The organism is Candidatus Vondammii sp. HM_W22, assembly GCF_022530855.2.
Taxonomy (GTDB): Bacteria; Pseudomonadota; Gammaproteobacteria; order Chromatiales; family Chromatiaceae; genus Vondammii.
Genome location: NZ_CP099567.1, coordinates 2,386,518 through 2,400,403, shown reverse-complemented (window position 1 = coordinate 2,400,403; position 13,886 = coordinate 2,386,518). Strand labels below are relative to the sequence as shown.

Sequence of the window (13,886 nt, the reverse complement as noted above, 5' to 3'; positions counted from 1 at the left end):
TCAATTTCTATACGCTCTTCTTTTTTATTTTTTAACACGCCTAAGATTTCTGTGAATAGTTAAAATGTAGGCGACATAACAGCTTACGGTTATTGTCTGACCTTCCCCTGACCTTCCCCCCATCTTAATACCAAGACTTGGATGAGATAATTCATTCTAAGCGGCCCTATTCACAAAGGCCACAGGTGACAAATAATTTAATGCGCTATGAGGCCGCACGTGATTGTAGTGCTCTCGCCATTGATCAATTTCATGTCTAGCGTCATCAATGGACCTGAACCAATGCTGATTTAAGCATTCATTTCTGAATTTACCGTTTAAGCTTTCTACAAACGCATTCTGAGTAGGCTTACCTGGCTGAATAAAACCTAGCTTAACGCCACTTTCTTTTTGCCAGTAGAACATCGCCTTGCTAGTAAACTCAGTACCGTTGTCGCAGATTATTTGATCCGGAGCGCTCCTTAGCTCAATCACCTGAGTCAAAAAACGAGCGACCTGGTGACCATTGATCGAGAAGTCAGAGAGCTGGCCAATAACTTCTCTTGAGTAATCATCAATCACATTAAATACTCGAAAGCGGCGACCATTAGCCAACTGATCACTGACAAAATCCATTGACCAGCGTATATTTTTACCAATGGGCATAATCGTTGGCATTCTTGGTCGTATTATCTTCTTGCGTTTTTTAGTCCTCACTTGAAGACCTTCTTCGTTATAGACTCGGTAGGTCCGCTTCTTGTTTTTCACAAGCCCCTCTCCTCTCAGGAGGCCATGTAAAAACAAATAACCATAACTCGGATGCTTTTTTGCCAGCTCAAGTAACCGTTTGCGTAGAGGCTCATCTTTTCCCCATTGAGTAACGTACCGAAAAGCGGTTCTACTTAAGCCTACTAATAGGCAAGCTCTACGCTCACTTAATTTGAACCGCGACTTAAGGTAGCTCACGATTTGTTTTCTATCAGCAGGCTTTACCACTTTTTTGAGAGCACATCCTTCATCGCCTCAGCTTCAAGCATTTTCTCGGCAAGTAACTTCTTAAGCTTGTTATTTTCGCTTTCAAGCTCTTTGAGCCGTTTGGCTTCTGAGACATCCATCCCGGCGTATTTGCTTCGCCAGTTATAAAAGCACCCGGTTGAAATGCCGAACTGACGACAAATGTCATCAACTTTTACCCCTGACTCATGCTGCTTGATGGCACCAATAATTTGCTCTTCTCTGTAACGCTTCTTCTTCATCTTGAGATCTCCTAATACACAGACTAATTGGAAATCTCATCCTTGTCATGGCTCTATTTCTGGGGGAAAGGTCAAGCTCAATCATTCCGGTCGATCCCGTAAATAAACGTGTCACTTGCACTGAACCAAACCCTACTCGTAGGTAATCACACAAATAATTAGGGTCAATTTTCTTTTTATCAACACGTAATATTGTCACATGCCCATCAGCTATCGCCGGAATATCTAAATTGTAGACAGCAGATTTCCCTAATGTCCCATCACCTGTAGAAGAAAGCAAAACATCGCCCTTTTTAATCAGATTTTTATTTTCACCAGATACAGATGATTGCTCTACGAACTCATCAAAAATTGACTTCTCTATCCAGTCTGCACCTTCCGTAATAATAGCTCCCTGCCTACTTATATTACTGCCTGACTTTATGACAATCGCATACCCCTCCTGCTCATCAACATAGTTATCGGCAGACGGGCTCTTACCCCTAGAAGTAGTAATCTTATTCAAATCACTAATTGCTACACCATGACTATCGTATATAAATTTTATTTTATTCCTCGTATCCGTATTCCAATATTTGTAGTCGAATCTATAAGACTTATCGGAACATATAGCACCAGACTTAATGTCAAAAGCCTCCCAAAAATAACCTTTCCTATGCTGGGAAGAGCTGCAATCTAATACATTTTTTGAAACTTCGTCTAAAAACTTATGAAGATCGAACCCTCGCACCTTCTCGCCTGACCCCTGATATCCTAGTGAATCAAGCTTACAGACTGTTACCTTATAGGAATCTTCGAACTCAAAGTCTGGTTCTTCACGCCTTTCAAAAAACAAAAGGCTCGATTTAACATTAATCTTATTTGGTTTGAATGTTTCATGGGGCAAATTAAACACCGCCTTTAAACGACATTGTTGCATCAACCATTTTCGCAAAGGAGCTGCACTTTCAGTATTTAAAACACCTTCATCAATAACCGTACAAAACTCCCCACCACCCGGCTTTAAGGATAGAACCATTTTCTGCAAAAAAAGATGCTGTCCTTTCCCACTTCTAATATCGAATTGCTCCCAATCTTGAGCAGAAAGAGAATCTGTTTCAGAAGTCCCAAAAGGAGGGTTAGTTAAAATAAGATCGCAATCAGGTGTCTTTACATTCCAATTTTTTGACGCTTCTGCAAGACTATCCTCGTGCTGTATATTCGTATGGCCATCACCTGCAATAATCATATTCATTTTTGCAGAAGCAGCTACACCTTCATTAGCATCAGAACCAAAAAATATATCTTTCTTGATTAATTTTTTTGCCGTATCAAACGTTTTCTTAGTAATATCTCTAGATTCCAATAATTCTTCAATTTTACGCAAAGAGTCTTGCATTACATACACTAAAAATCCTCCAGTACCGCATGCAGGATCAAGAATTTTAATTCCAGATCCAGAAATCACAGCATTGACTATTTTTCTTTTCCCAACAACAGCAAGCATAGTTTGAACCAACTCCCGAGGAGTAAAATACTGTCCAAGTTTTTTACCTTTAAGGGTTGCTCGAACAAAGTACTCGAACGCAGCACCTTTAGAATCGATACTACAATCACAAAAAGAAACAGACGCCAATTTTTTAATTATATAGTGGAAGGTTTTTGGGTTTTTTAGCAAAATTTTATCGTCTAAGACATCTCCGTATGTAGTGCTATCTACAATTGATTTAATCATACCCAAGACCGCATTTTTTACTTGATCAGATTCACTTGGATTCTTTTCAGCCAGCTCATGAAATCGATAAGAGTATGGAAGATCAAAATCAGACTCTAAGTCCTCTTTCTCTTCAAGAAGCTTTAAAAAAAGTAATTTTGAAAAATCTGAAAATGCACTTTCCTCACTCTTTTCAATTGTTCTAATAGCACTATGACATTTGTAAAATAATGCATTTAATTGCCGAAGAGCCAAGCCAGGTCTGAAAGGAAGACTTTCATCCTTAGAAATATTGATTACCGTTTTTTGAGGGTTTTTTTTTAAAGTTGAAATTACTTTTTTTAGCTGCTCTTTTAGTGGGGATTTTATCTTGCGCCTTACCGTCCCATAATATTCTATATTTTGTCTTTGTATTAAAACACTGGATATCCAAACCATTAGTTACAACTACAAACGGTACACTCGCTTCATTCGACCTAGCATAAGAAACTGCTTGATCTCTAGTCTTTAGCAGTTAGCTTTTTTGATATTTTTTTTGCCTCAATCAAAAACTGCGGTTTTTTCTTACCGCAAGTCACTAATATATCAATATACCCCTTTGAATAACGATCCGTAATCGTTACTTCTGTTTCAAAATCTAAATCTGCCACGAGGTCATACCCTCTTCTTTGTAAGTATGGCAATATTTTTTTTACAACTGTTTCAGTTTCTGTATTTATGGTAGTCATTTTTTACTGCTCTAAATTAAAGCTATACATACCCCTCCAGCCGGCGTACATCACTAAAGATACTGACTGCTAATTTAAACTGAGCTACTTACGCTCTCACTAGGTCTGACATTCATCTCCATACCCACCGTGCGTAAAATAGAAATAAAGCTGGATAATTTTGGACTTCCGTCGTTAGACAATGTTCGATAGAGACTCTCTCTAGACAGCCCTGTCTGACGTGATAATTGAGTCATTCCACCCGTTGATTTTACCACGTTACGCAGTGCCATCAGTAGAACGCCCTCATTACCGTCCTCAGTAGCCGCGTTTAGATATTCAATTCTGTCGTCCACTGTTTTTAAATAATCGCTTGGATTGTACGGCGTAGTCGTCATTTTGCTCACCATTATCACCTATTGATGTTATCCCAATACTCTTTCGCTTTTTTAACATTATTCTTCTGGCTGGACTTGTCACCTCCGCACAGCAGAATTACATATCGTTTTGCCGCTCCAGGCGTAATAGATGCGGTATCCCTTCCCTGCTCTGATACGCAATTCGCGAATTCCATTGCCGCCTGATATCGGCTTCCAGTCGCCCTCTAACCCAAGAGTCAATCTGTCTACGCTGGTCTGAATTCGAGCCCTAGCTCTAATATCGGCAATTTTTTTCATCCAGCCATCAAATGGAATATTTCCGCCTGCGTCCATGTATTTGCGTATCTCGATCATGAGTAAATGCAGCCTATAAGTTACACTGCGTCAAGTCTGATATCCAGCTCCATACCCACCGCTTATCTCATTCCACATGATGACAATTTTTAGTTGCTGAATGTGCCAACTTTCGGTTGTATTATTTCAATCAGCCACATAACAAACAAACGACAGCCACGCTGCAGAGGCGACAAAATGAGCCGACCCGATCACAACATAGCTGTACAGAAATCATTGCAGGATCTGTGAGTAATGCCAACCTGGCCCCACAACATAACTGAAATCAAGCGCTCTCTACTGATCGATAGGTACGGTCAGGTAGAGCGGATGGATTAAGTGCCTAGGTAAAAACATGAATTTGACAGCCCAACAAAACATGGTGTAGGCGTCACTGCAAAATCAGTGGCCGGGTTTAACATCCTGATGTGGAGCGGCAAAGGCCGCTATCTATGCGGTTTTTTTTGTGCTTGGCATGTTCAGTAATGGACGGGCCGCGCAGGGGCCGCAAGGCCGCCGGTGCTCCACCGGTATGTTAACCTGTTCGGTTCCGTCCACCCGTTTAACATCGGGAGACGGTTCGTTCAACGAACTGGAGCACGCTATCATGACCAACCCCATCCCTATCGCTTCACGCTTGCTCAAAGGCAAACCTACCGAAACCGTCAGCGCCAAACGCTTACATGAATTTCTTGGCGTTGGCCGTGACTTCACTAGCTGGGTTAAAGGCCGCATAGGGCAATACGGCTTTGAATACGGCTCAGACTATATAACAACTTCCCGCTCACCAAAACGGGGGAGCGGGAACTGCGGCGCATCCATAAACTACTTCTTCACCCTCGACATGGCCAAAGAACTGGCAATGGTCGAACGCACCGACAAAGGCCGTGAAGCTCGCAGATATTTCATTGAGTGTGAAAAGCAGATCAAAGAGCAGAAAAAATCACCCTTGCTGCAAATACCCAACCGCTTCTTGATCCGTATCGAAGAAAATGGCAGTCAAACAGTAATACCAGTTCCGGCAGAGTCATTTGTTGCTACCTGTGAGCAGTTGCCTGATTTTATCCGCGAGTCATTTGCCGTCGAAGATAAAACGCTGGAAGAAATTATTGTGACCTGCGCTCAACTACTTTCGTCGAGATCAGCGTACTACCGAAAAGAGGCATTAGCGACATCAGCAGAATAGACAAAGGAAAGGAAATGACCAATAAAACTAATGATGATGATAACAGCACCCAAACAAACAAGGAACTACAGGAACTAAAACACTCGCATAATGAGAGTGAGCATGGCACTGCATCAAACAGCGGGGATTATGGTGCTGCATTTAATGCTGGTTCCGCTGGCACTGCGTCAAATAGCGGTATATCTGGCATCGCCTTTAACAGTGGTTACGAAGGCAGAGCCAAATCAGGCGAAAATGGAGCTATCGTAGTGTGTTACAGAGACAACGACTATCAGTTAATTCATATCCGAGCTAGCAAAGTTGGAGATAACGGAATAGAGCCTGACACATGGTATTCACTCGATAAAGATGGTGAATTCATTCAAGCAGATTAGAGATAGATATTCTGAAACCGGCTCAGGCTCAGACTCAGGCTTCTGCAACGGCTCTGGCATTTAATAGTAGACAGTGCAATGAATATAAAACCCGAATTCATTAACGGTACTCAAATAATTCGCGCTGAATACGAAGAGATTCTTTATGTATGCCTAGATAACTTTATGGATATAGAGATTCCATTCACTGTCATCTGCTACTGCAATTTCCAGCCCGGAGAATGTGAGACATCGGTTAAGCCCGGGTTTTCTGATTCAATTGATATTTTTAGAATCGAGGTGCCAGAAATGTCCGGGACCACTGTTGATAGAGCGATAGCGCTAATGGAAAAGCGCAGTGATGAGATTGCGGATGAGATATTGAATAGAGTGAGGAATGGGGAGATTGCGGCATGAATAATAGCTCAATGACACTTGAACAATTTTTAAAAACTGTTGGCGCTGATGTAATAGACCTTTCAGAAATTAGCAAGGAAAATGCATTAGCAGTAGTGCAGGAAGACGGTTACGCATTGCAATTTATGAAGAAGTGCGCTTTTGAATAGGGTGATGAATGGGAAATTACGGCGTGAATAATAACTCAATGAGAGATTTTGTTTCTGTAAAAACAGATCCATGGTCGCGCTTTCTTCGGAATTTGTGGCGACGGATTAAAGCATTTTATTGTCGGGTATTGGCACCATGAAATACGTATTTAAAATTGAGGCAGAGAGGTATCGAGATGCAGAATCAAGAATTGAAGGAAATTGAGCAGGATAGGCAGGTTGCTGTACAGCCAGCAATGACACCAGCCGGAATGCTCCAGATCGCTGTAGAGCAAGGTGCTGATCTGGAGAAGTTGGACAAACTGATGCAATTACAGGAGAGGTGGGAAACGAACGAGGCGAGGAAACAATATGCCCTGGCTGTTGCTAATTTTAAAGCTAATCCGCCGGAGGTGCTAAAGGACAAGAAGAATACTCAATATAATTCTATGTACACCTCCATTGGTAACATGGTGAATTCCGTAAATACGGAACTGAGTAAGCATGGATTGTCTGCGCGGTGGGATATAGATCAGGCAGACGGCATTAAAATCACCTGTATTCTCTCATACGCTGCTGGTCATAGCGAAAGCACAACAATGACGGCACCACCAGATACCTCGGGCAGTAAGAACCCAATCCAGCAGATCAAATCAACGATCACATATTTGAAAATAGCGACCTATGAGGCCGTTACCGGAATAGCATCAACAGAGGGCAATGTAGATGACGATGGTAATGGATCAGGAAGCGAAACTAAATACATCACAGAAGACCAGGCGCTGAAAATAAATGCTCTGATCGATGATAACAACTTGGATAAAGAGGCATGGCTGAAGTATTCCAAGATCGAGCATTTCAATGAATTGGAAGCGCGTAGATTCGGCAGTCTCATAAAGCGGATCAATGAACGGCTGGCGATTATTGCAAAGAAGAGTCAGGCGTGATTACACATAACGTTGAACAATCCAGCCCAGAATGGTTCGCACTGAGAGCGGGAATTCCCACCGCCTCTAATTTCTCCAAGATCGTCACGTCAGCAGGCGAGGAATCAAAACAGCGTAAATCCTATGCCACCAAGCTGGCCGCTGATATGTATGCGGGAAAAATTCTTGACCAATACAGCAATGAGCACATGGAGCGCGGCATAGAGTAGGAGGCCGAGGCGAGAGAACTGTATGAACTGACCCGTGGCCTCTCTGTGGAACAGATTGGATTTATCACTGATGACAAAGAGCTTTACGGCTGTTCGCCTGATGGATTGATCGGCACAGATGGCATGGTGGAGATCAAATGCCGGAAAGCAGAAATTCAAGTTAATACCATTGTTAAAGGTGTGCCTCACTCTGAAAACATTGCGCAGATTCAAGGACAGATGTGGATAGCAGGGCGTGTGTGGTGTGATTACGTTTCATACCATCCTGATTTACCTCTATTTGTTTACCGAGTGAAAGCTGATCCAGTTCTGCATAAAGCGCTTGAACTCGGAATCAATGAAGTAATTGCGATGCGCGACGAAATACTGACTATTTTATGGAGCAAATAATGTCTACAGAAACCGCATTAATAGAAATTGAGATGATGTCAGGCATTGCGTGGTGGAATTCGTGCTGGGGGTGAGCGCGTTATGCGACAACACTATCGCTCATTGCGGAAAATAATTGCAACAGTTCAATGGCTCCCCACCAGACATCGGATTCAAGCGGTAATTCAAACATGGTGATGGCAGAACATAAGCGGAGAAATGTAGGATGAAATTCGGTTCCGTCCGTTCCGGCATCGAGGCGGTACGAACTGAATGCATCTGGCTAAACCAAAATTGCGCAAACTGGCAAACACAGCCCAGCTTGGCGCTGTAGAGAGACTGCATTAGTCACAGAAGCCGATCTGATGGTCTGGATGAACTGCAAACGCAGAGCAGATCTGGAGAAAAATTTGCGCGCCCAGGGGATACCTGTGCTGTACGGTGCTGGTGGTACGGTATGTACAACAATTAACGCTGTGAATACCGCGATGGGTGTCGGAAATGATGATAATCACTCGGAAGACATTGAATTTGTCCAGAATTAGATATGGCTCCCCGCCCGCGATCAAGAAAAAACCAGAAGTTGCCGGAATATGTTTATCTCAAAAAAGGGCGATATATGCTCGTTGAATACAATCCAGAGACCCAGAAACAAACAGAAAAACGATTGTGCAGCGGAGAAGCGACGCTCGCCCAAGTATGGGCCGTATACGAAAAAATGACTATCCCCGCTGGCGGAAGGACAAAAACATTCCGCTGGCTGTCAAAACAATATCAAGATTCCCTGATGTTCCTAAAAAAAGCGGCATCGACTCAACAGGATTACCGAGGGTATCATCGTCGCATCTGTTCAAAAATGCTGGAGGATGGGCGACACTTCGGAGACATCCCGTTAAAAAATTGGACTATTCTAACTGTACGAAAATATTTAGATCAACGAGAAAAAGAGGATGCATGCATCGGTGGAAACCGGGAAAAATCATATATCAGTTTAGTATTCTCATGGGCAATTGAGCGGCACCTGGGGGGAGTCACAATCAATCCGGCCAAGGGCGTCAGGAGAAACGAGGAGCGAGCACGTACTCGCTACGTTACTGATGCCGAGTTCGAGGCCGCAAAATCCGAACTGTCTGGATATCTCCCGATAATTATGGAGCTAGCATATTTATTGCGCGCCAAACTGTCAGAGGTGCTGGATCTGACGCGGGATGACGTGCTTGACGAGGGCATCTATCTGCACCGACGGAAGGGCAGCAGGGACGCCATTACCCGGTGGTCCCCAGCGCTCAAATCTGTGGTTGATGCAGCAAAAATTCTGAGGACAAATCTATTCGGAAAACACTTGATTCAAGGTCGCCGCGGTAACCGGCTGTCAGAGTCCACGGTACAGACAGCCTGGGGTAGATTTATGCGGGAAAAATGGCAGGGAGAGCGGTTCACAATACACGACCTAAAAGCCAAGGGGATAACCGACACCCCGGACGACAAACAGAGAGCTGGAGGCCACAAAGACCCTAGGATGGTCCATGTCTACGACAGAAAGCCCATCGATATTGAGCCAACGAAATGAGTTGTTTTGGGAAAATCATATTTATTTTGGGAATTCGCAATTTCCGAATTTCTTAAATCACGTTAACTCATTAATAATGCTGCTGAATTGGTGGGCCTACTAGGACTCGAACCTAGGACCAATGGATTATGAGTCCACTGCTCTAACCAACTGAGCTATAGGCCCGGAAAACGGTGTATCAGTTCTCTCCATCCAGGAAGCTGCGCATTTTTTCTGAGCGGGATGGGTGGCGGAGTTTCCGCAGGGCTTTGGCTTCAATCTGCCGAATGCGCTCGCGGGTAACGTCGAACTGTTTGCCTACCTCTTCCAAGGTGTGGTCTGTGTTCATGTCGATGCCAAAGCGCATTCTGAGTACTTTGGCTTCGCGTGAGGTGAGGCCGGTCAGCATGTTTCTGGTCGCTTCTCCCAATCCTTCGCCAGTGGCGGAATCGAGAGGGGATACGACACCGGCATCCTCGATGAAGTCGCCAAGGTGTGAATCTTCGTCATCACCGATGGGGGTTTCCATCGAGATTGGCTCTTTGGCGATCTTCAGAACTTTGCGTACCTTGTCTTCTGACATCTCCATGCGTTCTGCCAGCTCTTCTGGGGTGGCCTCACGGCCCATCTCCTGGACCATCTGTCTGGCGATGCGGTTCAGTTTGTTGATGGTTTCGATCATATGCACCGGAATACGGATGGTACGGGCCTGATCGGCGATGGAGCGGGTGATGGCCTGGCGAATCCACCAAGTTGCATAGGTGGAAAATTTATAGCCACGACGGTACTCAAATTTGTCAACGGCTTTCATCAGGCCAATGTTGCCTTCCTGAATCAGGTCCAGGAACTGCAAACCACGGTTTGTGTATTTTTTGGCAATAGAGATCACCAAGCGAAGATTGGCCTCCACCATCTCTTTTTTGGCTCTGCGTGCTTTCGCTTCGCCAATAGACATCTTGCGGTTGATCTCTTTGATCTCTTTGATGGCGAGCTGGCATCTATTCTCCAGTTCCAGCAGTTTTTTCTGCGAGCGGGTGACGTCGATGCTGATTTCTTCAAGCACCTCTGAATAGCCTTTTCCAGATTCGATCTGCCTGTTCAGCCACTCCAGGTCTGTTTCGCTGTCCGGGAAGGAGGTGATGAACTCTTTGCGCGGCATTTTCGCCTGGGCAACGCACAGGTCCATGATGCCTCGCTCCTGCTGACGGATAAAGGTAATGGCCGACCGCAGGTTCAGCACCATGCCATTAAACAGATTGGGTGTGTAGCGAAACTCCATGAAGGCTTCAGTGAGTTTCTCTTGGGCCTTGACCGTTTTATTGTGCATGCGTCCATTTTTAGCAAGGCTGTTGTTCAATGTCTTGAACTGCTTTCGGATGTCGTTGGCCTTTTCAGCTGCCTCAATAGGATCCGGTCCGGTGTCGATTTCTTCTTCATCGCTATCAGTTTTGTCGACGTTCTTTTCCGGGGCTGGAGGGACGGGGTTATCAGGTACATCCGGGTGTGCAAAGCCGATAATGACGTCTGTCAGGCGGGCCTCTTCAGCTTTGACCTTTTCGAACATCTCCAGCACTAACTTGATGGTGTCTGGAAAGGTAGAGAGTGAGGTGAGTACCTGCCTCTGACCCTCTTCAATGCGTTTGGCAATCTTCAGCTCGCCCTCTCGGGTCAGCAGCTCCACTGTACCCATTTCGCGCATGTACATGCGTACCGGATCAGTGGTGCGGCCAAACTCGCTGTCTACAGTGGCGAGTGCGGCGGCAGCGGCCTCTTCGGCATCTTCATCGGCGTTGATAGCAGTGTCAGACATGACCTGATCATCGGCGTCCGGTGCGGACTCATGCACCTGAATGCCCATATCGTTGATCATCCTGATGATGTCTTCGATCTGCTCCGGTTCGACGATGCCGTCAGGTAGGTGATCGTTGACTTCGGCATAGGTCAGGTAGCCCTGTTCCTTACCCTTCGCGATGAGTTGCTTGAGTTGGGATTGCTGCTGTTCCTGATTCATTTCCTGCCTTGATTTGTAAGAGGATATGCGCGAAGGTGAACGTCCTAGCATAGCGCTGATCGCTGTTTCGTGCAAATCCTTCGGTTTGCGGAAGCCCTGCACCCGCTTATTTTTCAAGCAGCTGCGCCAGCTGCTGCTTCTCGCTCTCTGATGCGTTGCCTGCACCGATTTTGTCAATCAATGTTGATGTTTCCTGTTTGTGCCGCTGCTCGCTGAGCCGTTGCAGGGCACCCCGAAACTCCTCTTTCAACCCCTCGTTGGGGAGTTGCACTTCATTTTCCATGCTCCACAGCTTTTCCAGGTGAGGGAAGGCCTCTCGGCCGCGCCAGCGCTCAATAATCTGAGCTGTATTAAGATTAGGTTGGTTTTGTATTAATTCAAGCAGTTGATGCAATAAATTAATTTCAGGGGCCTCATATTGAATCCAGTCCATGTTCAGCTCTTCCTGAGCCGCCAGCTCCGGTTGCTTCAGTAATAGTATAATGGCCCGTCTTACGGGGGGTATTGTCTGCTGTGCGCCCCCGGTCTTGCGTTTTGCCCGGCGATTCGGTTTGGTGGTGGCCGCTGGGCTATTACCCAGACTGCCCGGGTCCAGGCCGATCAACTCCCCAAGGCGCTTGTGCATCATCTCTTTGAAGAGGCCGGTTGGCAGTTTTGCCAGCAGGGTTTTCGCCCGTTCTGCCAGTTGTGCCTTACCCCCAAGAGAGCTCATGTCCACTTGCTCGGTCAATCGGTCAAACAGAAAATCGGATATCGGTTTGGCATGGAGAATCCGTTGCTGAAATTTTTCCATCCCCTCTTTTCGGATCATCGTGTCCGGGTCTTCGCCGTCGGGCAGGAATAGAAAGCGGATCTCCCGCCCGTCGCGCATATGGGGTAGCGATGTTTCCAGAGCTTTCCAGCCGGCTTCACGTCCTGCGCGGTCACCGTCGAAACAGAAAATGATTTCGGGTGTGGTTCTGAACAGACGTCCCAGATGCTCGGGTGTGGTGGCGGTTCCCAGAGTTGCCACTGCGTAGCGAATACCAAACTGGGCCAGGGCGACGACATCCATATAACCTTCGACAACTAGCAACCGTTCGATTTTGCGCAGTGCCTGATGTGCTTCAAAAAGACCATACAGCTCTCTGCCTTTGTGGAAAACCGGTGTTTCGGGGGAGTTCAGATATTTAGGTTTTCCATCACCCAGTATTCGGCCGCCGAAGGCGATTGTCAGGCCCCGGTGGTTACGGATCGGGAACATGATCCGGTCGCGAAACCTGTCATAGTTTTTTCCTGAATCGGATTCAGAGAGCATCCCCGTGGTGCGGAGTTTTTCCAGTTGCTCTTTCTCCCGCCCGAGCTGGCCGATCAGGTTGTCCCATCCATCAGGGGCGTAGCCGATACCGTATTCAGCGGTAATTCCACCGCTGAGGCCGCGCTGCTTCAGGTATCCTACTGCCAGGTTTGCCTTGGGGTGTTTGCGCAGCTGCCACTGGTAGAAGCGGGCGCTCTGTTCCAGGGTGTCGTAGAGTGGGCGGTAGTCCGGTCCTGCGCTGGTGCCGGCTTCCCGGGGGATCTCCAGGTTCTCCCGTGCCGCCAGCTCTTCGATGGCGTCGATAAATTCCATGCTGTCGTAATCCATCAGAAAGCCGATCGCTGTGCCGTGGGTGCCACAACCGAAACAGTGGTAGAACTGTTTGTCCCTGCTGACCGTGAAGGAGGGAGTTTTTTCGTCGTGGAAGGGGCAGCAGGCCTGGTAATCCTTGCCGGCTTTTTTCAATGGAACACGGCTGTTGATAAGGTCGACAATATCGACCCGGTTCACCAGTTCATCAATGAATTGTGGAGGGATTCTTCCGGCCATAGGGCATTAGAGACAAAAAAGCCCCGGGAGCGCAAGGCATCCGGAGCAGTTTTAGCAGAGCAGTGGTGAACGGTCAGCCGTTGAGCTGCTGTTTGACTTGGGCGCTGACGGCCCCCATGTCTGCACGTCCCTGCATTTTGGGTTTGAGTTGCCCCATCACCTTACCTATGTCGCGGATGGACTCTGCGCCGGATGCGGTAATGGCTTCGGCGATCAGTGCGGTGATCTCATCGTCACTGAGCGCTTCGGGCAGATAATCTTTCAGAACTTCGATCTCGTAAGCTTCCTGCTCGGCCAGATCGTTCCGGTCTGCTTTCTCGAACTGTTCGATGGAGTCGCGTCGCTGCTTTACCATCTTATCCAGGATAAGCAGCGTCTGCTGGTCATCCATTTCGACTCGTTCGTCCACTTCACGCTGTTTGATTGCGGCCAGGATCAGGCGGATAATGCCGAGACGGCGTTTCTCGCCTCCCTTCATTGCGGCCTTCATGTCATCCCGTATGCGCTGCGTCAGCATGGTATG

14 protein-coding genes, 1 tRNA gene and 1 pseudogene are annotated in these 13,886 nt (G+C 46.4%); 7 read left to right on the top strand and 9 right to left on the bottom strand.

Annotation, left to right across the window (positions count from 1 at the left end; genetic code table 11):
• Positions 1 to 156: 156 nt before the first annotated feature.
• The 5 genes from MN084_RS13280 to MN084_RS13260 all read right to left on the bottom strand — a co-directional run bounded on the left by MN084_RS13280 (position 157) and on the right by MN084_RS13260 (position 4,369).
• Positions 157 to 1,235, bottom strand: a protein-coding gene (locus MN084_RS13280) for an IS3 family transposase (protein WP_241085135.1) whose coding sequence is annotated in 2 segments (ribosomal slippage) — positions 157 to 983 and positions 983 to 1,235 — 1,080 coding nt in all. Because the reading frame shifts where the segments join, the coding sequence is not laid out codon by codon here.
• The gene (locus tag MN084_RS13275) at positions 1,180 to 3,366 is read right to left on the bottom strand and encodes an N-6 DNA methylase (RefSeq protein ID WP_330178100.1); all 2,187 of its coding nucleotides are present in this window, start codon (positions 3,364 to 3,366) and stop codon (positions 1,180 to 1,182) included. The genes MN084_RS13280 and MN084_RS13275 overlap by 56 nt, the downstream gene beginning before the upstream one ends.
• Positions 3,367 to 3,428: 62 nt before the next feature.
• The gene (locus MN084_RS13270) at positions 3,429 to 3,656 is read right to left on the bottom strand and encodes a hypothetical protein (RefSeq protein WP_241087571.1); all 228 of its coding nucleotides are present in this window, start codon (positions 3,654 to 3,656) and stop codon (positions 3,429 to 3,431) included.
• 74 nt (positions 3,657 to 3,730) lie between these two features.
• On the bottom strand, positions 3,731 to 4,033 hold the full coding sequence (locus MN084_RS13265; protein WP_241087592.1) for an addiction module antidote protein: 303 nt from the start codon (positions 4,031 to 4,033) through the stop codon (positions 3,731 to 3,733).
• 78 nt (positions 4,034 to 4,111) lie between these two features.
• On the bottom strand, positions 4,112 to 4,369 hold the full coding sequence (locus MN084_RS13260; RefSeq protein WP_241087572.1) for a type II toxin-antitoxin system RelE/ParE family toxin: 258 nt from the start codon (positions 4,367 to 4,369) through the stop codon (positions 4,112 to 4,114).
• A 586-nt stretch (positions 4,370 to 4,955) separates the two neighbouring features.
• Here MN084_RS13260 and MN084_RS13255 point away from each other — a divergent pair.
• The 7 genes and pseudogenes from MN084_RS13255 to MN084_RS13225 all read left to right on the top strand — a co-directional run bounded on the left by MN084_RS13255 (position 4,956) and on the right by MN084_RS13225 (position 9,527).
• Positions 4,956 to 5,534 carry an antA/AntB antirepressor family protein gene (locus tag MN084_RS13255; protein ID WP_241087573.1) on the top strand — a complete coding sequence of 193 codons (579 nt, stop codon included), beginning with the start codon at positions 4,956 to 4,958 and terminating at the stop codon, positions 5,532 to 5,534.
• A gap of 14 nt (positions 5,535 to 5,548) precedes the next feature.
• A complete protein-coding gene (locus MN084_RS13250) occupies positions 5,549 to 5,908 on the top strand; it encodes a hypothetical protein (protein WP_241087574.1) in 360 nt (119 codons plus the stop codon).
• A 78-nt stretch (positions 5,909 to 5,986) separates the two neighbouring features.
• The gene (locus tag MN084_RS13245; protein ID WP_241087575.1) at positions 5,987 to 6,304 is read left to right on the top strand and encodes a hypothetical protein; all 318 of its coding nucleotides are present in this window, start codon (positions 5,987 to 5,989) and stop codon (positions 6,302 to 6,304) included.
• A complete protein-coding gene (locus MN084_RS13240; protein ID WP_241087576.1) occupies positions 6,301 to 6,453 on the top strand; it encodes a hypothetical protein in 153 nt (50 codons plus the stop codon). The genes MN084_RS13245 and MN084_RS13240 overlap by 4 nt, the downstream gene beginning before the upstream one ends.
• Positions 6,454 to 6,629: 176 nt before the next feature.
• Positions 6,630 to 7,379, top strand: coding sequence for an ERF family protein (locus MN084_RS13235; RefSeq protein ID WP_241087577.1), 750 nt, complete (start codon positions 6,630 to 6,632; stop codon positions 7,377 to 7,379).
• Positions 7,376 to 7,978 (top strand): annotated as a pseudogene (locus tag MN084_RS13230) (lambda exonuclease family protein). Before MN084_RS13235 ends, MN084_RS13230 begins: the two are co-directional and overlap by 4 nt.
• A gap of 766 nt (positions 7,979 to 8,744) precedes the next feature.
• A complete protein-coding gene (locus MN084_RS13225) occupies positions 8,745 to 9,527 on the top strand; it encodes a hypothetical protein (RefSeq protein ID WP_330178099.1) in 783 nt (260 codons plus the stop codon).
• A gap of 88 nt (positions 9,528 to 9,615) precedes the next feature.
• Here MN084_RS13225 and MN084_RS13220 read toward each other — a convergent pair.
• The 4 genes from MN084_RS13220 to MN084_RS13205 all read right to left on the bottom strand — a co-directional run bounded on the left by MN084_RS13220 (position 9,616) and on the right by MN084_RS13205 (position 13,880).
• A tRNA-Ile gene (locus tag MN084_RS13220) sits at positions 9,616 to 9,692 on the bottom strand.
• A 13-nt stretch (positions 9,693 to 9,705) separates the two neighbouring features.
• Positions 9,706 to 11,517, bottom strand: a complete 1,812-nt coding sequence (gene rpoD / locus MN084_RS13215; protein ID WP_241087582.1) for an RNA polymerase sigma factor RpoD — start codon at positions 11,515 to 11,517, stop codon at positions 9,706 to 9,708.
• Positions 11,518 to 11,623: 106 nt separating this feature from the next.
• On the bottom strand, positions 11,624 to 13,363 hold the full coding sequence (gene dnaG, locus MN084_RS13210) for a DNA primase (protein ID WP_241087583.1): 1,740 nt from the start codon (positions 13,361 to 13,363) through the stop codon (positions 11,624 to 11,626).
• Between the two features lie 73 nt (positions 13,364 to 13,436).
• Positions 13,437 to 13,880 carry a GatB/YqeY domain-containing protein gene (locus tag MN084_RS13205; protein ID WP_241087584.1) on the bottom strand — a complete coding sequence of 148 codons (444 nt, stop codon included), beginning with the start codon at positions 13,878 to 13,880 and terminating at the stop codon, positions 13,437 to 13,439.
• Positions 13,881 to 13,886: the final 6 nt, after the last annotated feature.